The sequence below is a fragment of the Elusimicrobium sp. An273 genome (assembly GCF_002159705.1).
In the GTDB taxonomy this organism is placed as follows: Bacteria; Elusimicrobiota; Elusimicrobia; order Elusimicrobiales; family Elusimicrobiaceae; genus Avelusimicrobium; species Avelusimicrobium gallicola.
Genome location: NZ_NFJD01000002.1, coordinates 1 through 22737 on the forward strand (window position 1 = coordinate 1; position 22737 = coordinate 22737).

The 22737-nt window shown below is 51.2% G+C and carries 19 protein-coding genes and 1 tRNA gene; 3 read left to right on the plus strand and 17 right to left on the minus strand.

Features of this window, described 5'->3' with window-relative positions:
* Positions 1-334: 334 nt before the first annotated feature.
* From B5F75_RS02720 to B5F75_RS02760, 9 genes are all read right to left on the minus strand, one after another.
* A tRNA-Leu gene (locus B5F75_RS02720) sits at positions 335-416 on the minus strand.
* Between the two features lie 115 nt (positions 417-531).
* Complete coding sequence (gene secG / locus B5F75_RS02725) at positions 532-828, minus strand: preprotein translocase subunit SecG (protein WP_158093754.1); 297 nt, start codon at positions 826-828, stop codon at positions 532-534.
* A 200-nt stretch (positions 829-1028) separates the two neighbouring features.
* A complete protein-coding gene (locus B5F75_RS02730) occupies positions 1029-2228 on the minus strand; it encodes a phosphoglycerate kinase (RefSeq protein ID WP_087287598.1) in 1200 nt (399 codons plus the stop codon).
* A 94-nt stretch (positions 2229-2322) separates the two neighbouring features.
* Entirely contained in the window at positions 2323-3048 is a 726-nt protein-coding gene (locus tag B5F75_RS02735) for a Bax inhibitor-1/YccA family protein (protein ID WP_087287601.1), read from the minus strand.
* Between the two features lie 110 nt (positions 3049-3158).
* Positions 3159-4130 carry a hypothetical protein gene (locus B5F75_RS02740; protein ID WP_087287603.1) on the minus strand — a complete coding sequence of 324 codons (972 nt, stop codon included), beginning with the start codon at positions 4128-4130 and terminating at the stop codon, positions 3159-3161.
* A 180-nt stretch (positions 4131-4310) separates the two neighbouring features.
* The gene (gene groL / locus B5F75_RS02745) at positions 4311-5945 is read right to left on the minus strand and encodes a chaperonin GroEL (protein ID WP_087287606.1); all 1635 of its coding nucleotides are present in this window, start codon (positions 5943-5945) and stop codon (positions 4311-4313) included.
* Between the two features lie 20 nt (positions 5946-5965).
* Positions 5966-6259, minus strand: coding sequence for a co-chaperone GroES (locus B5F75_RS02750; protein WP_087287609.1), 294 nt, complete (start codon positions 6257-6259; stop codon positions 5966-5968).
* Between the two features lie 160 nt (positions 6260-6419).
* Positions 6420-7244, minus strand: coding sequence for a PP2C family protein-serine/threonine phosphatase (locus B5F75_RS02755; RefSeq protein ID WP_087287612.1), 825 nt, complete (start codon positions 7242-7244; stop codon positions 6420-6422).
* Positions 7241-9559: a serine/threonine protein kinase gene (locus B5F75_RS02760; RefSeq protein ID WP_087287615.1), complete on the minus strand. Its 2319-nt coding sequence runs from the start codon at positions 9557-9559 to the stop codon at positions 7241-7243. The genes B5F75_RS02755 and B5F75_RS02760 overlap by 4 nt, the downstream gene beginning before the upstream one ends.
* Positions 9560-9719: 160 nt before the next feature.
* Here B5F75_RS02760 and B5F75_RS02765 point away from each other — a divergent pair, with 160 nt between their 5' ends.
* A complete protein-coding gene (locus tag B5F75_RS02765; protein ID WP_087287617.1) occupies positions 9720-10181 on the plus strand; it encodes a transcriptional coactivator p15/PC4 family protein in 462 nt (153 codons plus the stop codon).
* Positions 10182-10238: 57 nt separating this feature from the next.
* On the opposite strand, the gene waaF is transcribed toward B5F75_RS02765, so the two are convergent.
* The 8 genes from waaF to B5F75_RS02805 all read right to left on the minus strand — a co-directional run bounded on the left by waaF (position 10239) and on the right by B5F75_RS02805 (position 21512).
* On the minus strand, positions 10239-11813 hold the full coding sequence (gene waaF / locus B5F75_RS02770) for a lipopolysaccharide heptosyltransferase II (RefSeq protein WP_087287620.1): 1575 nt from the start codon (positions 11811-11813) through the stop codon (positions 10239-10241).
* The gene (locus B5F75_RS02775; protein ID WP_087287623.1) at positions 11800-13074 is read right to left on the minus strand and encodes a 3-deoxy-D-manno-octulosonic acid transferase; all 1275 of its coding nucleotides are present in this window, start codon (positions 13072-13074) and stop codon (positions 11800-11802) included. Before B5F75_RS02775 ends, waaF begins: the two co-directional genes overlap by 14 nt.
* Positions 13075-13255: 181 nt before the next feature.
* The gene (locus B5F75_RS02780) at positions 13256-15514 is read right to left on the minus strand and encodes an AsmA family protein (RefSeq protein ID WP_087287626.1); all 2259 of its coding nucleotides are present in this window, start codon (positions 15512-15514) and stop codon (positions 13256-13258) included.
* A 48-nt stretch (positions 15515-15562) separates the two neighbouring features.
* Entirely contained in the window at positions 15563-15880 is a 318-nt protein-coding gene (locus B5F75_RS02785; RefSeq protein WP_087287631.1) for a YkvA family protein, read from the minus strand.
* A gap of 10 nt (positions 15881-15890) precedes the next feature.
* A complete protein-coding gene (locus tag B5F75_RS02790) occupies positions 15891-17681 on the minus strand; it encodes a Na/Pi cotransporter family protein (RefSeq protein ID WP_087287634.1) in 1791 nt (596 codons plus the stop codon).
* A gap of 154 nt (positions 17682-17835) precedes the next feature.
* Positions 17836-18978 carry a glycerophosphoryl diester phosphodiesterase membrane domain-containing protein gene (locus B5F75_RS02795; protein WP_087287638.1) on the minus strand — a complete coding sequence of 381 codons (1143 nt, stop codon included), beginning with the start codon at positions 18976-18978 and terminating at the stop codon, positions 17836-17838.
* Between the two features lie 61 nt (positions 18979-19039).
* The gene (locus B5F75_RS02800; RefSeq protein ID WP_158093755.1) at positions 19040-20230 is read right to left on the minus strand and encodes a BaiN/RdsA family NAD(P)/FAD-dependent oxidoreductase; all 1191 of its coding nucleotides are present in this window, start codon (positions 20228-20230) and stop codon (positions 19040-19042) included.
* Positions 20231-20336: 106 nt separating this feature from the next.
* Positions 20337-21512 carry an iron-containing alcohol dehydrogenase gene (locus B5F75_RS02805; protein ID WP_087287644.1) on the minus strand — a complete coding sequence of 392 codons (1176 nt, stop codon included), beginning with the start codon at positions 21510-21512 and terminating at the stop codon, positions 20337-20339.
* 177 nt (positions 21513-21689) lie between these two features.
* On the opposite strand from B5F75_RS02805, the gene B5F75_RS02810 reads away from it, so the two are divergent.
* Both B5F75_RS02810 and rbr read left to right on the plus strand, forming a co-directional pair.
* Positions 21690-22151, plus strand: a complete 462-nt coding sequence (locus B5F75_RS02810; RefSeq protein ID WP_158093756.1) for a Fur family transcriptional regulator — start codon at positions 21690-21692, stop codon at positions 22149-22151.
* A 31-nt stretch (positions 22152-22182) separates the two neighbouring features.
* Positions 22183-22722: a rubrerythrin gene (gene rbr, locus B5F75_RS02815; protein ID WP_087287650.1), complete on the plus strand. Its 540-nt coding sequence runs from the start codon at positions 22183-22185 to the stop codon at positions 22720-22722.
* Positions 22723-22737 lie beyond the last annotated feature (15 nt).

The window sequence follows — 22737 nt, forward strand, 5'->3', positions numbered from 1 at the left end:
CTGCAGTCCGGGCTCGCGGCACTCGCCTTTCGCTGCGCTCAAACTCGTGCAACGCTGCGCCTTTCTCGTCCCTACGCAGGCCAAGCAGTTGGCCTGCTCTCTAGCGCAATAAAAAACCCGGGTTTACACCCGGGTTAAAATCATGCGCAGAGAGGGACTCGCCTTCCGGTCATTTTCCTGACGGAAAATGCCTGCAGTCCGGGCTCGCGGCACTCGCCTTTCGCTGCGCTCAAACTCGTGCAACGCTGCGCCTTTCTCGTCCCTACGCAGGCCAAGCAGTTGGCCTGCTCTCTAGCGCAACAAAAAACCCGGGTTTGCACCCGGGTTAAAATCATGCGCAGAGAGGGACTCGAACCCTCAAGCCTTGCGGCATGCGCCCCTCAAACGCACGCGTATACCAATTCCGCCACCTGCGCGAAAAATTGTACTAAGAGGGATTTTTAAAGAACTGCCTGCTACGTATATATTCTAGCAAAAAAATATATCCCGCGCAAGAAAACACTCCCCCGTTTTTACGAGGGAGTTTGAAAATTATTTGCCCGCTTGAGCCGGGGCGGTCGGCGCCGGAATTTTGACGGAATCCAACACCGATTCGGAAGATTTTTTGTTGGAGGCGATCGTCAAAATAATAGAAGTGCTCATCAGCACGGCGGCCAAAATAGCGGTGAATTTATTGACGGCATTAAACGCGGTGGGGCTGGCAAACAAATTATCCGCTCCCGAGGCGCCAAAAATACCGGCGGCAGAACCTTTGCCGCTTTGTAACAAGACCAGTAAAATCAGCAATACGCAAACGATAAAGTGCAAAATCAAAACTAAGGTATACATGTTAGGCAATTCTCCTATAAAAAATAACAATATCATTATACAAATTTTTGGCCCCGGTGTGCTTTCCTTCGGCTGTAGAGGCCCTTTCCCTGTCGGTTGGGCAGAACCCGTTTAGTAGGCAATTCTTGCTTAAAAATAGACCGGGCCTAAGAAACAGGCCCGGTTTGTGTAAGCAAAATACTGCTTAAGAAATTGCCGTCTTATTTGGCTAACGCCACTAAGCCGGGCAATTCTTTCCCTTCCACAAATTCCATGCTGGCGCCGCCGCCGGTGGAAACGTGGGAGAGTTCTTTTTGATTGAATTTGCCTTTTTTCAGCACGTTGACGCTGTCCCCGCCGCCGATAATCGTGGTGGCGCCGGCTTTCGTGGCGTCAATCATCGCCTGGGCAATGGCAAAGCTGCCTTTGGCAAAGTTCGGGAATTCAAACACGCCCATCGGGCCGTTCCAGAAGATCGTTTTGCATTTCAAGAGTTCTTCGCGGAACATCGCCATCGTTTTCGGGCCGATATCCATACCCATCAAATCGGCCGGGATATTGATGTCTTCCACCGTTACAGGTTCGGCCGTTTCGGCAAATTCTTTGCCGCAAATGTGGTCTACCGGCAACAGAATCTTTACGCCTTTTTCCTGCGCTTTGGCCAATACGGCTTTGGCTTCGTCTTCTTTTTCGGCGTCAAACAAAGATTTGCCGATTTCGTGGCCCTGTACTTTGAGGAACGTGTACGCCATACCGCCGCCGATGACCAGGACGTTTACTTTATCCATCAAATTGTTAAGCAGCATAATTTTGTCGGACACTTTGGCCCCGCCTACTACCGCGGCAAACGGTCTGGCCGGGTTTTCCAAGGCTTTGCCCAAAAATTCTACTTCTTTCTGTACGAGGTAACCCGCGCAGCCGGGCAAGAAATCCGCAATGGCGCTGGTGGAAGCGTGGGCGCGGTGTACCGTACCGAAGGCTTCCTGCACAAACACTTCGCCGTGTTTGGCCAGTTGTTTGGCAAATTCGGGATCGTTCTTTTCTTCTTCGGGGTGGAAGCGGAGGTTTTCCAACAAGGCGATTTCGCCGTTCTTGGTTTCGGCTACCACTTTATCGGCTTCCGGGCCTACGCAGTCTTTGGCAAAGTGCACCGGCACGCCAAACAGTTTTTCCACTTCGGCGGCTACAGGAGCCAGGCTGAATTCCGGGCAAACCTTGCCTTTCGGGCGGCCCAAGTGGGCGATCAGCACGATGCGGCAGTTATTGTCCAGCAAGTGTTTAATGGTTTTTTCGGTAGCAACGATGCGTTTGTTGTTGTCTACTTTTCCGTCTTTCAGCGGCACGTTGTAATCCACGCGCACCAAGACTTTTTTGTTTTTCAGGTCAACATCCTGAATTTTTTTAATGCTGTCAAAATTCATAGTTTCCTTGACTCCTTTTTGAATTCCGGCCCGGCTTTAGGCCGTGCCTTTCACTTCTTAAATTTTACAAAATTTGTACGGCTCCGGCACGCATTTATTTGCGCTGCATTTTGGCCAAAAGCTGCAAAATTTCAATATACAGCCACACCAGCGTAACCAGCAGGCCAAATCCGGCATACCATTCCATATGTTTCGGCGCCTGATAGCGGGAGGTCATCGCGTCAATAAAGTTAAAGTCCAACAGAAAATTGAACGCCGCCACCGCACAAATGACCACGCTGATGCCGATAGCCAGCGGCGAGTTGGACGTTAAGTACGCGGTGCTCACGCCAAAGAGCGAGAGAAGAAAAGACCCGATATACAAAAGCGCAATGGCCGCAGTGGCCGAGAAAATGCCCACGGCCAGCCCGCGCGTAACGCGGATAATGCCGGTTCTGTAGACAAACAACATCACAAAAAACACCAGCACCGTGATCGCTACGGCATTAAACACAATTCCTTGGAACTGCGCATTGTACATGGCCGAAATAACGCCCAAAAACAACCCTTCCAAGAAAGCATAAATCGGGGCAGTAATCGGGGCGGCCGTCGGTTTAAAAGAAGTAATAAGCGCCACTACAAAAGCTACAATGGCGATAATCCCGGTGGCTCCGGCCCAGCTTTGGTAGTGCGTCCAGGTAATCATTCCGCCGACGACGCAGAGAAAGAGCAACAAGAACGTTTTATTAATGGTGCCCTGCAGCGTCATAACGCCCGTGTCGGACAGGGCGCGTGCTTGTGCGCGTTTAAACGCATTTTCATTTAACATCGGATTATTCATAGATACCCCCTTTTTTGAATTTAATTTATTATATGAAATTTGGCGCCGTTCTATACTAAAAACACCGGCCTTTTTTTAAGGCCGGTGTTCGTTTCGCTTCTTGGTAAAATTTATTTGAAATACGGGGTTGCCGTTTGATCCAAGAACAGGCGGTTTTTAATGCGTTTCCAATCGCCGGGGCGTTGTTCCAAGACGGTTTTTTTGATGAAGTTCAAGTCTTTTTCACTCAGCGTGAAATAATCTTTGGAGGTTCTGCCGTCAAAGGTGTGGACGATGTCGTTAAAAGTAATTTGCAACGCATAACCCAAAATACCGTCGTTGTAGCCAGCTAAGAATTCTCTGCCGCTCGGAGTGACCAAAAACAACGGGTCGGTGGCCGTGCCGGAAAGATCCGTGGCGCCTTCTTCCAACTGCAGCATATTGCCTTTAATCGAGTTGGTTTTCAGTTTTCTTTCGCGGATGGCATTGGTTCCCAAGCGGGCCGTGTTAATTTTAAAGGTGTTGACGTCGCTCAGCGCAAACAATTTGTTGGGCGAAGAAACCGCCAGCACGTTTACTTTGGGCAGCTCACTTAAGAACTTAGCGGTATTGGCATCTCCCGTCCACAGCAACATTATATCGTCGTTATAGGCATAATTTTTGGCCGGGATAGAGTAGTTGCCTACGCTGAAGTCGGAATCTATTTCGCGTCCGTCGCGTTCGTAATAGGTGGGTTCATATACCTGTACCGGGTCGGGGCTGTAGCGCATGCAGGTGCCGGAAAGAATCAGCCAGTTGGAGTCCAGCGCGTACGCTTTGCAGGCTAAATCGGCTTCATACGGGCCTTTTTGGATTCGGCCGTTCTGCGGTTCATCTTCACTCGGGAAAACGACGCCGTCCTCCACATAGCGGGTGACGTATTCGGTAATTCTGAAATCTACGCGCAGATTGTTTTTAATGGCACCGTTATTGTTCTGCAGGGCGTTAGCCACTTTGGCATTAACGGCCGCGCTTACATCGGCTTTAGAAGCCGGTTTTCCGGCGGCAAATGCAGCGGTAACCCCTAACAAAGACAAACAGACAAGAGCGAATGTTTTTTTCATAGTTTCTCCTAAAGGAAATATACCTTTCTTTACTTATCATATATAATAAATGCGGATATTTCCAGGGCCAAAAGGCCCAGGCCCTTCGGACAGAGGGCCCAAAAAATATAGGTCTTTTGGAAATCTTACCCATAAAAAAAGCCGGCCTTTTTCAGGCCGGCTTTTGGTGTGGCATTTAAATTACATCATGCCGCCCATTCCCCCCATGCCGGGCATGGCAGGAGCGTGAGCGCCTTCTTTTTCGGGAGCGTCCGCCACCAAGGTTTCGGTCAAGAGAACCGTCCCCGTAATGGACGCCGCATTTTCCAAGGCGGTGCGAACCACTTTGGCCGGATCTACTACGCCCGCTTTTAAGAGGTCGCAGTATTGGTTCTTTTCCGCATCGTATCCGTCGGCCGCGCCGGTCATCTTGAGCACATTGTCTACCACTACGGCTCCGTCCAACCCGGCGTTGACGGCGATTTGTTTCAAAGGAGCCGTCAAGGCTTTGCGGACAATGTTGATACCCGTGCGGATATCTTCGTTATCGGCTTTTAACGCGTCCAACTTCTTTTGGCAGCGCGCCAAGGCCACTCCGCCGCCGGGTACAAGGCCTTCTTCCACACCGGCTTTGGTGGCGTTTTTGGCGTCTTCCACTTTGGCTTTTTTGGCTTTCAGTTCCGTTTCCGTGGCTGCGCCTACGCTGATGACGGCTACGCCGCCGGAGAGCTTGGCCAAGCGTTCTTGGAGTTTTTCTTTGTCGTACTCGCTCTTGGAGTTTTCAATCTGTTTGCGGATTTGTTCCGCGCGGGCGGCAATGGCTTCTTTGCTGCCTTTGCCGCTGACGATGGTGGTGTTTTCTTTGTCCACTACCACGCGGGCACATTGGCCCAGCATGGCCAGTTCGGCTTTGTCCAGCTTAATGCCGCGTTCTTCGCTCAACACTTCGCCGCCGGTCAAAATGGCGATGTCTTCCAACATTTCTTTGCGTCTGTCGCCAAAGCCCGGAGCTTTTACCGCACAGCCTTTCAAGGTGCCGCGCAGTTTGTTGACTACCAACGTAGCCAGCGCTTCGCCGTCCACATCTTCGGCAATGATGAGGAACTGTTTGCCGCTTTGTACAATTTTTTCCAGTACCGGCAAGAGTTCGTTCATAGACGAAATCTTTTTATCCGTTACAATGATGTAGGGATTTTCAAGCACGCATTCCATTCTTTCGGAATCGGTTACAAAGTAAGGCGAAATATAGCCGCGGTCAAACTGCATCCCTTCCACGATGTCCAGCTGAGTCGTGGCGGTTTTGCCTTCTTCTACCGTGATGACGCCTTCGGCACCCACTTTTTCAATGGCTTCGGCAATCATATTTCCGATTTCGCGGTCGTTGGAAGAAATGGTGGCAATTTGCGCTTTTTCTTCTTTGGTTTTGACCGGTTTGTGCATTTTGTTCAGTTCTTCTTTGGTGGCTTCTACGGCCATTTCGATGCCTTTTTTCACCAAGGTCGGGTTGGCGCCGGCGGTGATGTTTTTAATCCCTTCGGTCAGCATGGCGTTGGCCAATACCGTGGCGGTGGTGGTACCGTCGCCCGCGACGTCGTTGGTTTTAGAAGCTACTTCGCGGATGAGCTGCGCGCCCATATTTTCAAATTTGTCTTCCAGTTCAATGTCTTTGGCGATGGTTACGCCGTCGTCAATAATCAAGGGAGAGCCAAACTTTTTTTCCAACACTACGCTTCTGCCCTTGGGGCCCAGCGTAACTTTTACTGCGTTTGCAACTTTTTCAATGCCCGATTTCATTTTGGCGCGGGCTTCATCGCCGTAAATAATTTGTTTAGCCATAATGTTTCACTTCCTCTCTCTTACCCCAAAATGCCCAAGATTTCGTCTTGGTGAATGATTAAATACGCTTCATCGTCCAGCTTGATTTCCGTGCCGGAGTATTTGCCGTACAGCACGCGGTCGCCTTTTTTCACATCCATGGGCGCCCGTTCGCCTTTGTCGTTCAACTTGCCCGGCCCGACGGCTAACACTTCGCCTTCCATCGGTTTTTCTTTAGCGGTGTCCGGAATGATGATTCCCCCCTTCATGGTTTCTCTTTCGATGGGCTTTACGATTACGCGGTCGCCCAACGGTTTAATTTTAACTTCTGCCATATTCCATTCACTCCTTTACGAAAATATGTTTCAAATCGCCTGCGGTGTTATTAGCACTCGCTTAAGCTTAATGCTAATTTAGCATATCTGATGAAAATTGTCAACCCCTTTCTTAGAGTGCTAAAAAAGGGGTTGTTCATTAAGACGGTACAAACAGATTTTATGCTTTTGAAAAGAAGCGCCGCAAGCGCTGTTTAAAGGACATTTTTTGCGCAGGCAAAATCTTGATTAAAACGGCCGAGATATTGTCCTGCCCGTCGTTTTCATTGGAAACGCGCACCAGTTGTTTGCAAAGCTTTACAATCGGGGTTTGCTGGCCTTGCGCCAACATGGCGGCCATATCGCATTCGCGCAGGCCTTTGTAAAGCCCGTCCGAGCACAGCAGCAGCATATCCCCCACTTTTACCGGGAATTTAAGCAGGTCAAACTCGATGTTCTTTTTGATTCCCATGGCGCGGGTTAAGACGTTTTGAATTTTAGAGTGATCCGCTTCCGCCCGGGTCAGCAGGCCGCGGCGGACGTGTTCCATCGCCAAAGAATGGTCGGTAGTGATTTGGACGATTTTATTATCGCGGAATAAATATAAGCGGGAATCCCCCACGTGTACGGCGGTGGCGCAGTCTTTGTCAAACAAAACGCCCGTCAGGGTGGTGCCCATCATGCGGTAAATATCCGAAGATTGCGCCGTGGAGTAAATGGCGGCATTGGCCAGATTGGCGGCCATTAAGAGTTTTCTTTCCACCGGGTCTAACTTGGGCAGGAAATTATCCGGAATTTTTAATTGCTGGTTATTTACCTTGCGGATGGTTTCCGCCAATACGGAAACCGCAATGTTGCTGGCAATTTCTCCGGCGCTGTGCCCGCCCATTCCGTCGGCTACGACGCCCAGCCCCAAGTCGGAAGAGATGAGGACGTTATCCTCGTTTTTCTCGCGGATTTTCCCAATATCGGTTACGGCGGCAAACTCAATATCGAAGCTGCTCATAATTCCTCACTGAAAAAGATAGTTCCCGCACAGGAAATAATTCCAAACACGTATAACATCGCTAACAAAAAGAAATATGCGTTGTTATGCTGGGCATTTACGTTAAAGTTTTTTACGGGGAAGCTCATCGCATAATCCCACACGGTAAACTTCATTTTGCTTTCCCCGCCCCGGTAATAATTCAGCAGAAAGTAGATAAAAAGCGGCTTGGTATTTTCGTCAAATACGTTCGGCGCCTCTTGGTTTATTTTTTTGGATAAAAATTCATAGGCCTGGTCATCTGGCATATTGGTCAATTCGTTTGTTTTATTAAGCGACGCAAACACCTGCCGGCGCGTGTCTATTCCGACCAAATCTTCTACTTTTTGGTTGGATTTAACGACGTCGGTTTCTTTGACCACGATGTTGGCGGTCAGCACATCAAGCGATTTGTTGATGTTGCCCGCCAGGCCGGAAACGGAATAGGCCCAAATGGCCGCCCCCGCAAATAACAGCAGGAAACAGGGCAGCAGAATGCGGTCTTTTTCGCTGCGGGCCGCCAAGTGGTACACGCACAGCACCGCACAAAAGAGCCCCGCATAAAAGACGATTTTCACCACCAGCGACTGCGTATCCGGCGCAATGGACAAGTGGGAGGATAAATACGCCAGCACTATGGCCAATACCGACAGGGAAGCCGCCAAGATGCGCTGCCCCAGCGAGCGGTTAATCGTCCAGCACAAGCTGACGGCCCATGCCGCGACGAACACCAAATAGCATAAGTAATACTCCGGCGTAAAAATAAATTGGCTTACGTTGGCCAGTTCCATAAACGGCACTTGCGGGGTAAAGAGCCCCGCCATATAAGACACCAACGCCAGCACCAAAAGTAGCGTAGTGGAACGGGAAAAGGCGCGAATGGACGACGAGGCAAACACCACCACCAACAACCCCAGGGCAATGCCCGTCATCAGCAGTTGGTTGGGCTCATAAGTGGAGGCAAAGAAGGGCATAATCAGATTGGACACCAGCCCGGCTTGCTCGTCTATATGGACGGAACAGATTTTGCCCAGCAGGTAAAACACATACATAACCGCTCCCGCCAACACCATAAAAAGCGGCAGGAAAATGGCCATTTTGGCTAACACGCGGGCCCCCAGGCCAAATTTATCCGTTAAAATCGGCTTGTCCGCTTTTTTGGCGGCGGGTACAAATACGTCCACCGGTTTTACGTCTTTTGCTTCCATCATGCGGATGGTGGGCTGGGAAGCTGGCTTTCTCTTTTCGGCGGGTTCATTAGGTGCCGATGCATCCACCTGCGGTATGAGTGGCAAATGGGCAGACGAAGTGGTCGGCTTGCGCACGGCGGCCTGTTCGGCGCGTTGCCGGCGGATGGTTTCGGTCGTTCTTTTTTCTTCTTTTACAATGCGAAGCGGGCCTTCTTCCCCCAAATCAATCGCACGGCCCGAGTTGCCCATTCTCACGCGCAGTTGGTCTTCCGCGCGCATTTTTTTAAAGTAGAGATACGTTTCCTTGGCGGTTTGAAAGCGGTCATCCGGATTTTTGCTCATTAGTTTCTGCACCGCCAGCGACAGCCACCCCGGCATATCCGGCCTCAGTTTAGCGGGATCCGGTACGGGGTCATTGATGTGTTTTTGAATAATATCAATCGTGTTTTTTCCGTTATAGGGAAATTGCCCGGTCAGTACGTAATACAAGCTGGCCCCTACGGAATACAAATCGGCGCGGGTGTCCAAATCTTTTCCCAACGCCTGTTCCGGCGCAATGAAATACGCCGTGCCGGCCAGTTCGGTGGTTTTGGTGGAGCCTTTTTCTTTGTCTACTTTTTTGGCGATACCAAAATCCACCAGCTTGGGCTGGCCCTGCGGATTGATTAAAATGTTGGAAGGTTTGATGTCGCGGTGAATAATACCTTTGGCGTGGGCGGCGTCCAAGCCCAAGAGCACGCCTTCAAACAAATCCAGCACCAAACCGATGGGAAGCACTTTGTTGCGCTTAAGCAGCATGGAAAGCGTCTGCCCTTCAATAAAGGACATGACGATAAAATAATACCCTTTTTCTTTGCCTACGTTGTATACGTTTACGATGTTGGGGTGATCCAACTCGGCAATGGCGCGGGCTTCGGTCAGGAAAAGTTCCACGGCTTTTTTGTCGTTTGCCAAGGCGGGACTTAAAATTTTAACGCATACGATTCTGTTTAACGCTTTATGGCGCGCTTTATAGACGGCGCCCATGCCGCCTTCGGCCACTTTGTTTAAAATTTCGCATCCGGAGATTTCTTTTCCTACCAAAGAAGAAGAAGGGTTTTCGGTCATAATCGTCCTTAATTAAAAAGTGGAAAACTTTTAATTTATTATACAAAAACTGCTTGATTTTATCCTAGGCAATCACTAGAATATAACTAAAGCTATCATATCATATTTTAGAAGATAAGCAACAGGGGGACGCCTCCTTTTGGGCAGGCGGAAGAAAAAAATGAGTGAAAGCAGCTTTACTTTATTACGGGATATCGGCTCTTGCCCGCTGGAAAACGGGGAAGAAATCCGCTTTACGATTGACGCCTACCGGGGCTACCGCTACGTATCGGTGCGGCGCTATGTCGCTTCGGACAGTTTTTCTGGCGCGACGCGCGACGGCATTACCATGACGCCCGAAATCGTACGCGCGCTGGAGCCGCTGCTGGCCGCCTTGCCCGATGATCCCAAAGCCGTTTCCAACGGGCAGTTGGGTAAATTTGCCAAACGGCCGGGCATTTGCGTGGTGGCGTCGGTCGGTTCGTTTAAAGGGCGGCGCGGGCTGGACTTGCGCCAATGGCAGGAAGACTGCGGGTTTACCAAAAAAGGAATTTGGATTCCGCTTGAAAAACTGCCGCAAATTAAACAGCTCTTTTTGAAAACAAAAGAAGCGCTGGACGAGCGGCCGGACGACATTTTTTAACGGTTTGTTACACATAAAAAACCCCGGAAATTCCGGGGTTTTTTTATTGTACAAGGTCTATTTGGCGGTTGCCGGTTCGGCTTTTTTCTCCGTCTGCGCGGGCAGGGAGTGGTTTTCTTCCAGCATCTCCTTGGCGTTTTGGAAAACGCGGTCGGGCAGGATGTCTTTCATACATTTAAAATGACCCAAGGGGCATTTTCTCCCCCCGTGCAAGGCACACGGGCGGCAGGGCAGGTCTTTCACTTCCATCACGCGGTGCCCTTCCCCGTACGGGAAAAATCCCAACTCCCGCGTGGTGGGGCCGAAAATGGCCAAGGTGGGCACGTCAAATGCGGTGGCGATGTGCATGGGGCCGGAATCGTTGGTGATAAACAGTTTAAAGTGTTTCATCAGCGCCATTAAGTCGGCCAGGCTCGTTTTGCCGCACAAATTGGCGGCGTGCCCTTTGGAAAGCTGGCAGATTTTTTCGCCCAGGTCGGCGTCTTTGGCGCCGCCGCCCACGAGCACGGCCTTCACGCCCAGTTCCGTTTGCAGGCGGCTGATGAGCTGCACAAAATACTCCATGGGCCAGCATTTGGTGGGCCAGGCGCTGCCCGCGTGAATGCCGACTAAGGTTTGCCCTTCCAAATTGAAATCTTTCATCAGGCGGGCCACATTTTCTTCGGCGGACGGCGCATAGCGCATGCTGAGTTTTTCGGCCGTAAATTTCTCTTTTACAATTCCCTGCAGGAGCGACAAATTCCGCTCCGCATCGTGAATCATCCACGAGAACGGAACCGTCTTGGTATAGAAGAACCACCCTTCGCTGGACGTAAACCCAATGCGCACCGGCACGCGCGAAAGCCAGGCAATCAGCGCGCTTCTGAAGCTGCGGTGCGGCACGAGCAAAATATCAATGCCGGAATTTTTAATGGCTTTGGCGGTTTTCCATACGCCAAAAATTTTGTTCCAGCCTCTTTTGTCGTTTAAAATGATTTCGGAAACTTCCTTCATCGGGCGGAAGATGTCTTCCGTCTGCGGGCGGGTGATGACCACGATTTTTGTCTCCGGGAACAGCTTGGCCGTTTTTTGGATTAAGGGCGTGGTCAGCACGCTGTCGCCGATGAACGAGGTTTGGAAAATACCTATTTTGTTTACTTTTTTGCCCGTCATATTGGCGTGCTGGTAGGCCCAGTCGCCCAGTTTGGGGGCTTTGTATTTAATGTCAATGTCCCACGCTTTTAACGCTTCCAAGTATTTGTCCAGCGTGTGTTTTTCCAAAACCGGGGAATTTTTGTGAAATTTAACCAGCATGCGGCGGGCCACGGAATTTTTATCGTAGCGGATGCGGTTGGGAATGCGGCTGAAAAAGCCCATCAAAATGCTTTTTAGCGTGGAGTGCAAATCCAAATAATGCGTGTAGTGGCCCGCGCGGATTTGGCGGATGTTGGCCCAGAGGCCCTTTTTTGCCACCATAATTTCGTCAATGTCCGGGTGCCCGGCCAGCACTTGGGCAAACTGGGGCTTTACCATTAGCGTAATGTGCGCGTGGGGCCATTTGGCTTTGAGGTTTTTGTACACGGGAGAAGACAGCACAATATCCCCCAGCGAAGAAAGGCGTACGACCAAAATTTTAGGTTCATTTTCGTTCATAGTTTTTTACCACTTCCATTATTTTGTCGGTTGCTCCTTTAAAGCTAAGCGCCGCTTTGCGCGCTTTGTCGGACATATTCTCCAGCTGGGCCGGGTCGGCCAGCAGGCGCAGTACCGTTTCTTTAAAATTGGATTCGTCTACCAGCACCCCCCCGCCGTTTTCCAATAGGGCCTGGGCGGTAAGCGGGGCATTGTAAAAGTATTTTCCGAATAAAACCGTTTTGGACAAAATGGCCGGCTCCAGCAAATTATGCGCGCCGCGCCGCTCCACAGATCCCCCCACAAAAGCCAGCGTAGCGCAGGCGTAGAGCGATTGCAGCAGCCCCATCACGTCGGCGCATAAAATATCGGTTTCTTTGTTAAAATTTTGCTGGCTTACAAACGCGTAGCGCAGCCCGCTTTGGCGCAGGGTCATTTCAATTTCGGGCTTGCGCTCCAAATGGCGCGGGGCAAAAATAATTTTAATCCCTTTTTTGACAAATTCCGGCGCGGCGCGCAGAAGCATGGTTTCTTCCAGCGGGTGGGTGCTGCCGCAGACCAGAATTTGCTTTCCGCTCCAGCCCAAGGCGGTAAGGATTTTGTTTACTTCCGCGGTTTTGGCGGGGCGGTCGTTTAGCGTGTCGTATTTAACGTTTCCGCATACAAAAATGTGGTCTTTGGGCAGGCCCAATTCTTCGTAGCGCTGGGCGGCTTGCTGGGTTTGCAGGGCCGCAAAGGCCAGTGTTCCCAGTACTTGTTTAAATAAGGGGCGCACGCATTTGTAGGCGCGGGTGGATTTGGCGGAAATCCGCCCGTTAATCAGGGCCGCAGGAACGCCTGCCTGATGGGCGGCTTGGAGCATATTGGGCCATATTTCCCGTTCTACAATAAACAAGCGGTAAGGTTTTGCCAGCGTGATAAAACGCTTGCAGGAAGGATAAAAATCCAGCGGGGCAAGCAGCGCCTTGGAAATGTTCGGGTTTTTTAAAGCGGTTTCTTTGCCGGCTTCGGTGGTGGTGGTTACTAAAATGTCGCGTTTATAAAAATCTTTCAGGCGGGCAATCACTTCTTTCATCGACATTACTTCCCCCACGCTTGCGCAGTGAAGCCAAATGGCTTTTTGCGGGATTTCCCCCTCTTCTTCTAGCCCGAAGCGTTCTTTCAGTTCTTGGCCCAAGTGTTTGAGCAGGCCCCTGCGGGGCGAGAGCAAAAACCCCACCACTACGCCCAAGGCGGCAAACGGGAAAATCAGGTTCGTAAGGAAAAGCAAAAAATGTCCCATATATTGTTTATTATATGATATTTCCGCACACGCGTCAGCTGAAATCGGCGCCTTGCAAGGCAAATTAAAAAGGGCTTTTAAGAAACGCCTTCGGCTAAAGGGCCGCCGAGGAAAGAAGAAGGAAAAGTTTGGTGTAAAAAAATCCCCGGATTTCTCCGGGGATTTTTAAAAAACAGCTGTTTTATTTCTTTTCTTCGGACGAGTCGGACTTTTTAAACAGTCCCCCCAGTCCTTTCAAGGCGTCTTTGGCCGCGTTTACCGTACCTTTTACGGTGTCCGCGGCGGCGTTGGCGGCGGTGGCAGCCACTTTGCCCGTTGTTTTTACCGCGCCCGAAGCCACATTGCCGGCGGCGTTGGCCGTCCCGCTGACGACTTTCCCGGACGTTTTATAATTCAAAATGCCCCCCACCAAGGAGCCTACCGTGCTGACTACGTCCAGCTTGCCGCTGGGGTTGTCCATCGTGCCGCCGATTTTGATGACGACCGGCGTTTGCGAGGTAAGCACCGTGGCGGACACTTTCATATCCAACGCCTGCGTGAGGAAGTTAATCGTGCCCGAGCCGGAAATGTCGGTTACCTGCGAGTTGAAGGTGGTTTTGTCTACGCGCATCACGCCGTTTACAAACGTGTAAACGCCTTCGCCGCTGGTAAAGGAAATTTCGCCTTTTTGGGCGTTTTCCTGCGCGGGGAACAGCTCCACATTCAGCGCGCCCGCCACCTTGCGCACAATGCTGATAGGCAAGAGCAGAATTTTTACGATTTTGTTTTCTTTTACAAACGAATCCAAATTCGTAATGGCGCCCGGCTGCAGGTTAAAGGACACTTGTCCGTTGGCCTTGGTCATGGTGTCGGTAATATCGGTCAGATTGGCCGTTAACGAAAATCCGTCCGCCCGGAAATAAGGCACTTCAATGGGGCCTACTTTTATGTTGGCTTTAAGGTTTAAAAGCAGGTTGCCGGAAGAAGCCGCAGTCGTTTGGGCGGCCGGCTGGGCTTCTTGAGAAGCGGAGTCCTCCGCCGCGGTTTGCGGGGCCGCTTCAGCGGTCGTTTCCGCAGCGGCCGCGGGCAGTTCTTTTAGCGTAAACTTGGCTAAATCCAGGTTCAGCACCACGTTCATCACGTCTTTGATATTCTGATACGAGAAGGAAGACGTGAATTTTTCCCCGTTTAGCAATCCCGTCAGCGAATTGGAGGAAATGTTATCCAGCGAAGCGATATTGACCGTGCCGTTTAACTGCGAAACGGTAAACGGTTCATACATGGCGCTAATGTCTTTAAACGTAACCGAGCCGCTGATGTCTTTTCCTTCGTTTTTATCCGTGGCTTTAAAAGACCCGCTGATGACGCCGCCCGGATTAAAGCCGGCTACGGTGCTGGTCATCTGGACGATTTGGGCCAGGTTGGTGGTCAGATCGGCATTGACGGAATACGTGGGCGCGGGGCCGTTCCAGCCTACGGTGCCGTAGGCCGAGAGGGCGCTGTCCATCACTGAGAGCTTGGCCTGCGAAATGGTGGCGGAAGATTTTTCCAAGTCCGCCGCGGCCTTCAGGTTCATATTGATGACCGGCAGCGAGAAATCCGGTAGGTTGGGCAGGAAGTCGGCGAAGATCGCGTTGCTGATGCCGCTTAAGGTGCCGGTTAAATCGGCCTGCGGTGCGGTAAAATCGCGCACGCCGCCTTTCAATTGGAATTTGACCGTTTTATAGGAAGCCGAGATATCGTTTACCGTCACGTAGGCGTTTTTCATATCCAAATTGGACAAAAATACGCGCAATGCGATATTGACCGGTACCGCCACGGCAGGGCCGTTCTTTTGCTGATAGAACGTATTAAAATTGATTTTAACGTCAAACGGTTCCGCCAAATCCAGCTGGTTGATTTCCAGGTTCAGCTTGTCTACGGAAGCTTTCATCCCGGTCTGCAGGTCGTGATATGAAAAACTGCAGTCGTTGGCGGAAATTTTATCGGCCAGCAGTACAAACGCCGAAGACGAAGCCGCCGCCGGCTGAGCCGGTTGCTCCGCAGAGGCGGCCGCCGCCGGGTCGGACGCGGGGATGAGCGTATCAAAGTTAAACGAGCCGTCTTGCTTTTTAATAACGTTGACATCCAGTCCGTCCAGCTGTACGGTGGCGATTTCTACGCGTTTTTTAAATAAGGGTTTTAACGCAATTTTTACCACCAGTTTATCGGCCTTGGCAAAGGTGCCGTTTTGGAAGGTGGTATTTTCCGAAATGGCAAAATTGTCCAGCGTTACCCCCACCAAGTTTAGGGAAATGCCGTCAAACGAAATTTCCCGCTGCAAATTGTTTTTTGCGTACTCAAGCGCCATAGACTTGAGTTTTTCGGGCGGGAACATCAGCCGCAGGGCAACCAATGCCGCCACCCCCAAAATCACGAGCACAAGCGCGATTTTGAAACAGAGTTTCAGGAATTTTTTCATAGGTATATTGTAGTTTTTTACGTCTTGGGTGGCAAGCAAAAGAGGACGTTATTTTTTGTCGGCAGGGTCAGGCGGGAGAACCTGTGCCTCCAACACATTTTTTGCCTCGGCGCGCGCCGCGCGGAAAGCGGAAAGATCTTTATGCAGCAAAGTAAGCACCAGCAGGATAAATGCCCCGTCGTCCGTAATGCCTATTATCGGCATTACGTCTGGCAATACGTCTATGGGAGAAAGCAAATACACCACGCACAGCACCGCCCAAAACAAGGTATTCCAGGGCATTTTCCAGCGTCCCCGCACAATGGCCCACAGCATGGGGAAGAAGCTGGTAACGTCCTGAAATACCGTTGTCGGGCTGAACTTCATGCAAAGCTCCTTATGCCTGCGGCGGAAGGGCAGGTTCCTGTTGTTCCACCATCGGGTTGTGATACACCCGTTCTTCGGCGCGCATGCCCAGGATGTTTTCGTTTACGCGCATGGCATAATCGCCGATTCTTTCAAAGTTGTTTAAAATATCGGCGTAAGCGGTAATGGAATCGGGCGAGGCTTCCTGCCCGGCGTTGATGCGTTCGCGGCGGTCGCGCAGCAGGCGCTTGCGCAGGGCGTTTAGTTGCTCCTCGTCGTGAATGGCTTCGGCAAAGGTGCGTTCGGCCTGATCGTGCCACTGGCGGGTGGGCTGTTGGAAATCCACCAGTACGCGGCGGGTGCGCTTGGTAATTTCTTTCGTCAGTTTGGCGATAATTTCCAAGTCGTTTACGTCCGCCTGGGCAAAGGGCTGTTTGGTGTGGAATTTTTCCAAAATGCGGGCGATTTTTTCGCCGCAGTCGCCCATGCGCTCAATGCTGTTAAGCACGTCAAAAAGCGAAAATGCCTGCGCCACCGCATGGCGCGAAAGGTTGCCGTGCGAAAGCGAAGTTAAATAGAGGTTGATTTTGTGTTCCAGCACGTCGGTCGTTTTTTCGGCTTCTTTTACGTCGTCAATCAGGCGTTGGAACATTTTTTCGTCGTCCACTTTTACGGCGTGGATGAGTTTATCGGTCATTTTGGTTACAAAGCTCATCATCCGTTCCACTTCTTTGCGCACCGCAATCAGCGCCAGTTCCGGCGTTTGCGTAAAGCGGGTGGAAAGGTAAATCAGTTCGTGTTCTTTTTTGTCTTCCCGTTTGGATTTGGGAATAATCAGATACGTCAGCTTGGCCAGCTGGTTAATCAGCGGCAGCATCAGCATCGTGTTTAACACGTTAAACGTGGTGTGGAAGGCGGAAATGTGATACGGCAGCACGGCGGTAAGCACTTCGGTCTCCTTGGTATAAGGCGAGCCGGGCACCAGCCAGTCTACAAAGTGTACAAAGTGTTTGAAAATGCACGCTACCCAAAACACGCCAATGACGTTGAACAGGAAATGGCCCAGCGCCGCGCGGCGTGCGTTTTTGCTGGCGCCGATGGCGGCCAGGTTGGCGGTAACGGTGGTGCCGATGTTTTCCCCCAGCACCAGCGCGCAGGAAGTAGGAAAATCAATAATCCCGGCGGCGGCGCAGGTAAGCGTCATGGCCATAACCGCGCTCGAAGACTGCAAAATAACCGTTAAAATCGTACCGCTGAAAATCAGGATCAACAGGTTAAAAAGATTATTGGGCTGAAAGCGGGAAATCCATGCCACGACTTGCGGGTTTTGGGCAAAGTCGGCGGGGATGGCGTTTTTCATAATATCCAATCCCAAGAACAAGAGCCCGAAGCCCACCATGGTTTCGCCGATGCGGCGCACGACGATAAACCGCGGAATAAACTGGGCGAAAAAACCCACCGCAATGACCGGCAGCGCAAAAAGCGAAATTTGCATTTTAAACCCGAACAAGCTGACGATCCACGCCGTCATGGTGGTGCCGATGTTGGCCCCGAAAATAACGCCTAGCGACTGGTGCAGCGTCAGCAGGCCGGCGCTGGCAAAGCCCACCACCATTACCGTGGTGGCGCTGGACGATTGAATAATGCTGGTTACCAACGCACCGCAGGCGGTGGCCGCAAAGCGGTTCGTGGTGGCGATGCCCAAAAGCTGGCGCATTTTTTCGCCGGACACTTTTTGCAGGCCGTCGCTCATGATCTTCATACCGAACAGAAAAATAGCCAAGCCGCCTAAGAGGTTAAGCGTGTTTAGCAGGGTTGACATAAGGGGTTCTCCTTAGTAAATGAACTTAAAAAAAGAGAGAGCCCCAACACAGGGTTCCCTCCGTAACATGCGGCAAAATTTGATTCTTTGCAACTTTTAAAAGATTGCAAAGGACGGTGTATGCAAGAACTGTCGTAAGCGTATCGGTGCATAGTTATTTGGACATTTTAATGCTTTGTCCTTCGTTTCCTTCCTCGTTTTTGGACGTTTTTTCTTCTTCTTTTTTCGTCCACATTTTTCTGTTTTCTTCTATTTGTTTTGCCATTTCGTCATCAAACAAAATCGTGGGCATGCGGTCTTCTTCCGTATACTGCACCACATCGTTGGCCTGCGGCTGGTAGACCTGCTCCAAGTGTTGTTGGACTTCTTTTTCGTCGGTTACGGTTTTAACCGAAGCTTTGGTGACCTGAATTTGGGCCGCTTCCTGCGGGGTAACAATTTTTCCAACTCCGGGCGGAAGCACGTTGTTGTCCTCTCCAAAGACCTGAGTGGTTTGCGAGGTAATCTGCGTTTGGGCCTCAGGGGTAAAAGAGTCGCGGTTTTCACCGTAGTCGCAATTTAAGAAAAAGAGCAGAAAAGTGGCAAAAGCCCAGCAGCCTACGGCCATTATAATAAAGAAACACCCGGCCCCCACCGCATACCAGCCCGGCGTAAGCGCGGCTAGGTTAAAACTGTCCGCAAAATGAAGCGGAATAATTACATAAAGGGCCCGCAGAATACCGAGGGAACAGAGCACCGGCAAGGCCGTGCAGACAAGCAGCACGAACATGGTTTTAAAGAAGGCTTTTATCCCCCGCGTCATTTCCCAGCTGTAAATAATGGCTTTTACGGGGCCTTGGGCGCGCAGCGCGATAGCGGGGATGGCAAAACAAAGCCGAACCGATACAAAAAAGGCAAGTAAGCTTACCAGTATCTGGCCTGCATTTTGGAGATACTTAAGCATGGGCAGCAGTATCAGAATAGCCAGTACGCAAGCCACCCCCAGCAACAGGTTAAAAAGCAGCAGGTAAAAACAGGGAATGACCGATGCAGAAAGCGAGTTGGAAAAAGATTCGCCGAAGTTATCGGCTTTTGCCGCCAGTACGCGCCACAACAGCACCACCAAAAAGGAAGACGCCAACACATTAAACAGCTTAATCAAGATAGGCGAGATGTTAAAATGAGGCAGCCACCACGGCAAGGAATTTAATGCCAATGCAATGATAATGTAGACGAACAGCACCGTACCGGCGCGGTTTACCAAGCGGAGCCCTTCCAAGAGCAATTTAAAAATGTTTTGTTTTTCTCTTAAGTTCATGTAAACCCTTTACTCTATACACCCAACATTATAGCAAAACGCGCGTACGTGCGCGCGAAAATTAAAAAAGTTTTTCAAGCGCCTTGGCGGCGGCAAAACCGCTGCTCCACGCCCATTGCAAATTAAATCCCCCCAGCCGGCCGGTAACGTCCAACAACTCTCCTATCACATACAGTCCCGGCACGTCGCGGGCTTCCAGCGTAGTGGGATTGATCGCCCGGGTGTCCACCCCTCCGGCAGTTACTTCGGCGCGGGTGTAGCCGGCGGTACCGGCGGGCACAAAGGTAAAATGGTTTAACGCTTGGGCGGCGGCTTGCAGCTGCGGACGGGGTGCGTTGGGCAAATCCCCCTCCCACGGGGCTAAGAGCGTTTTGGCCGTTTTGGCGGATAATTTTCCGTGCAGGGCCGCGGCAAAGGAATGAACTTTGTTCTTCTGCGCATGCAGGTATTCCAGCGCATTAATGTGCGGCAAAAAGTCAATTTGCACGCTTTGGCCGGGTGTCCAGTAAAGCGAGGCTTGCAGCACGGCCGGGCCGCTGACGCCCTCGTGCGTAAACAGCAGCTGCCCTTCAAACGCGTGCTTACCGCAGGAAACGACCGCTGACAGACTGCTGCCCGCCAGTTGACGGAACCGGGCTTGCAGCGGCTTAGGAAACGTAAGCCCTACCAGCGCGGGGCGTGTTTCCACGACAGGGAGCCCAAATTTCTGCGCCATTTTAAACCCAAAGTTGGACGCCCCCAGCGCCGGAAACGAAAGCCCCCCGCAGGCCAGCACCACGTGCTGTGCCCGAACAGGGCCTTCCGAGGTAACGACGGTAAACAGGCCGTTTTCCAAGCGTACGTCCAAGGCTTGGGTGTTGGGCAAAAACTGCGTGCCGGCGGCTTTGGCACGGCGCACCAGCATTTGCACAATCGGCACGGCGCCAAACGAAAACAACTGTCCGTCGGCGCGTTCTTCAAAGGGAAGATGCTCCGCGTGCAGCAAGTCCACAAAATCCTGCGGCGTAAAAGCCGCCAAGGCATTTTTGCAGAAGTGTTTATTTTGGCTCAGGTAATCGGCCGCGGAAACAAAACGGTTGGAGAAGTTGCAGTTTCCCCCGCCGCTCACGCCCACTTTTACGCCGAATTTGGCGTTGCGGTCAATTAAAATTTTGGACTGGGCAAACGACCCCGCGCACATCAGGCCCGAGGCGCCCGCCCCGATGATAGCGGTATGAAAAACCGTGTTTTTGAAGTCTTGCGGGGTGTTCATAAATATAGAATAGCAAAAAAGGCCTGTTTCCGCTTGGTGAAATTGATTCTTGCTCAGCATAAAAAAGCCAGGCCCGCAAGGCCTGGCTTTTTAATAAAGAAGGGAGCTATTTGTAAGCTTCTTTCATAATTTGGATGGCTTCTTCGTGCGTCAACGAATGAACGTCCAGCGTAAATAACCCGCCCATTGTTTCTTTGGCGGTGGTGGCCAGCTTGTCCATTTCGTCGGCTTTTACGCCGTAGTCGCTCATTTTCAGGTTGTCCACGCCGCAGGCTTTTTGCAGTTTTTCCAGTGCGGCAATAAACGCTTGGGCGCGCTTTTCGGCCGGCAGGGAGCGGACGTCCTCGCCCATCGCCTGCGCCATATTGGCGTAGCGTTCGTCGGCCACTTTGCCCAGGAAGAACTTGTAGTACGGCAGCGAGATCATAATCAGCCCCGCCCCGTGCGGCAATTTGGGGTAATAGGCGCTTAAGGCGTGCTCCAGCGAGTGTTCACTGGTGCAGGAGGAAAAGGTTTCCACCATGCCGCCCAGCGTGTTGGCCAGTGCCACGTTGGCGCGCGCTTCCAGGTCGTTGCCGTCTTTTACGGCGCGCGGCAGGTATTTGGCAATCAGTTCAATGGCTTTCAAGGCAAGCGCGTCGGAAACGGGCGTAGCGATGTTGGCAATATACCCTTCCGTGCAGTGAAACAGCGTGTCAAACCCTTGGTAAGCGGTCAAATGCGGCGGAACGGAGGTCATCAGTTCCGGGTCTACAATGGAAAGCGTCGGAAACGTAAAATCCCATCCGGTGCCGATTTTTTCGGGCCCGTTGGTAATCACCGTCCACGGGTCGGCTTCCGTACCGGTGCCGGCCGTGGTGGTAATGGCCACAATGGGCAGAGCCCCTTCTTTGGGGAATTTGCCTTTGCCGGAGCCGGCGCTGATATAATCCCAATAATTGCCGGGGTTTTTGGCCATCACGGCAATGGATTTGGAGGAATCAATGCTGCTTCCCCCGCCCAGGCCGATTACAAAATCACATCCTTCCTTGCGGGCCAGCTCCGCGCCTTCTGTGACGTGGGCCAAAATGGGGTTGGGCAGAATTTTGTCAAACACCACGCTCTCTACGCCTTGCTGCGCCAATAATTTTTGAACCCGTTCCAAATACCCGTACTTGCGCATGGACGTACCGGCCGAAATCACAATCAGGGCTTTTTTGCCCGGCAGTTTGGCGGTGGCCAAATCGTTTAAGCGGCCGGCGCCAAATAAAATTTTAGTTGGCAAATAACAATCAAATTTCATATTCCCTCCTGCAATTGTACGACTACGGTTATTATAACATTTTGAAAAGGCGCCTTTTGGCGGTCTTGTTGCTTGTTTTATGGTATGATAAAGAAACGAAAAATAAAATCTGAAAAAAATCCGGTTTTTTTGTTCGCAAAATATGATATACTTTTATTAAGAATTATTATTAATAATATGAACCTCCAACTAAACGAACAAAAAGAAGAACTTCAGAAACGGCTAAACCGCTTTGAAGCGCAATGCCGGGCAAAAGGCCTGCGCGTTACCGAGCAGCGGCGGGAAATTTTTTGCACGGTGGCGCAGTCGTGCGAGCACCCCAGTGCGGAAAAAGTTTTCCAGTCCGTGCGCAAGACCCTGCCCAATGTGTCGCTGGATACGGTGTACCGCACGTTGGCCTCGCTGGAGGATATGGATTTACTGATGCGGGTAGGGCTTTCGTCCAAGGCCCGCTTTGACGGGGATTTGCGTCCCCACTGCCACTTTGTCTGCACCCGCTGCGGCGAAGTGTACGATATCTTCCCGCAAACGGGCGACGCGCCCCTGCCGCTGCCTCGCGCGGCGCGGGAAATGGGCGAAGTAAAGCAGGTTAATTTGCAGCTTCGCGGAATTTGTAAAAAGTGCCAAGCCAAGAAATAAGGCGCTTATGGGTAAGAAAACAGGAGAAACTATGGAACTCAAAGGATCTAAAACCGAAAAAAACTTAATGGCGGCTTTTGCGGGTGAATCGCAAGCTACCAATAAATACACCTATTATGCTTCCAAAGCCAAAAAAGAAGGCTTTGTGCAAATCAGCAAAATTTTTGAACAAACCGCCGGCAACGAACGCGAACACGCCAAATTGTGGTTCAAAGCCTTGCACGATAACGACATTCCGACCACGGCCGAAAACCTGTTGGATGCCGCCAACGGCGAAAACTATGAATGGACGGATATGTATGCCACTTTTGCCAAAGAAGCCAAAGAAGAAGGCTTTGACAAACTGGCCTATCTGTTTGAAGCCGTGGGCAAAATTGAAAAAATGCACGAAGAACGCTACCGCAAGCTCCTGCACAATGTAGAAACGCAGGAAGTATTCAAAAAAGCCGGCATCGTCATGTGGGAATGCGCCAACTGCGGTCACATTCACATCGGCGAAAAAGCCCCCGAAGTGTGCCCCGTGTGCGCCCACCCGCAGGCTTATTTCATGATTCACCCGGAAAACTATTAATTTGCCGGATGACTT

What these genes read in the sequence shown, in the direction of transcription:
- secG (WP_158093754.1), bottom strand. Translation starts at nt 828, where the DNA reads ATGTATACCTTAGTTTTGATTTTGCACTTTATCGTTTGCGTATTGCTG.
- B5F75_RS02730 (WP_087287598.1), bottom strand. Translation starts at nt 2,228, where the DNA reads ATGAATTTTGACAGCATTAAAAAAATTCAGGATGTTGACCTGAAAAAC.
- B5F75_RS02735 (WP_087287601.1), bottom strand. Translation starts at nt 3,048, where the DNA reads ATGAATAATCCGATGTTAAATGAAAATGCGTTTAAACGCGCACAAGCA.
- B5F75_RS02740 (WP_087287603.1), bottom strand. Translation starts at nt 4,130, where the DNA reads ATGAAAAAAACATTCGCTCTTGTCTGTTTGTCTTTGTTAGGGGTTACC.
- groL (WP_087287606.1), bottom strand. Translation starts at nt 5,945, where the DNA reads ATGGCTAAACAAATTATTTACGGCGATGAAGCCCGCGCCAAAATGAAA.
- B5F75_RS02750 (WP_087287609.1), bottom strand. Translation starts at nt 6,259, where the DNA reads ATGGCAGAAGTTAAAATTAAACCGTTGGGCGACCGCGTAATCGTAAAG.
- B5F75_RS02755 (WP_087287612.1), bottom strand. Translation starts at nt 7,244, where the DNA reads ATGAGCAGCTTCGATATTGAGTTTGCCGCCGTAACCGATATTGGGAAA.
- B5F75_RS02760 (WP_087287615.1), bottom strand. Translation starts at nt 9,559, where the DNA reads ATGACCGAAAACCCTTCTTCTTCTTTGGTAGGAAAAGAAATCTCCGGA.
- B5F75_RS02765 (WP_087287617.1), top strand. Translation starts at nt 9,720, where the DNA reads ATGAGTGAAAGCAGCTTTACTTTATTACGGGATATCGGCTCTTGCCCG.
- waaF (WP_087287620.1), bottom strand. Translation starts at nt 11,813, where the DNA reads ATGAACGAAAATGAACCTAAAATTTTGGTCGTACGCCTTTCTTCGCTG.
- B5F75_RS02775 (WP_087287623.1), bottom strand. Translation starts at nt 13,074, where the DNA reads ATGGGACATTTTTTGCTTTTCCTTACGAACCTGATTTTCCCGTTTGCC.
- B5F75_RS02780 (WP_087287626.1), bottom strand. Translation starts at nt 15,514, where the DNA reads ATGAAAAAATTCCTGAAACTCTGTTTCAAAATCGCGCTTGTGCTCGTG.
- B5F75_RS02785 (WP_087287631.1), bottom strand. Translation starts at nt 15,880, where the DNA reads ATGAAGTTCAGCCCGACAACGGTATTTCAGGACGTTACCAGCTTCTTC.
- B5F75_RS02790 (WP_087287634.1), bottom strand. Translation starts at nt 17,681, where the DNA reads ATGTCAACCCTGCTAAACACGCTTAACCTCTTAGGCGGCTTGGCTATT.
- B5F75_RS02795 (WP_087287638.1), bottom strand. Translation starts at nt 18,978, where the DNA reads ATGAACTTAAGAGAAAAACAAAACATTTTTAAATTGCTCTTGGAAGGG.
- B5F75_RS02800 (WP_158093755.1), bottom strand. Translation starts at nt 20,230, where the DNA reads ATGAACACCCCGCAAGACTTCAAAAACACGGTTTTTCATACCGCTATC.
- B5F75_RS02805 (WP_087287644.1), bottom strand. Translation starts at nt 21,512, where the DNA reads ATGAAATTTGATTGTTATTTGCCAACTAAAATTTTATTTGGCGCCGGC.
- B5F75_RS02810 (WP_158093756.1), top strand. Translation starts at nt 21,690, where the DNA reads ATGAACCTCCAACTAAACGAACAAAAAGAAGAACTTCAGAAACGGCTA.
- rbr (WP_087287650.1), top strand. Translation starts at nt 22,183, where the DNA reads ATGGAACTCAAAGGATCTAAAACCGAAAAAAACTTAATGGCGGCTTTT.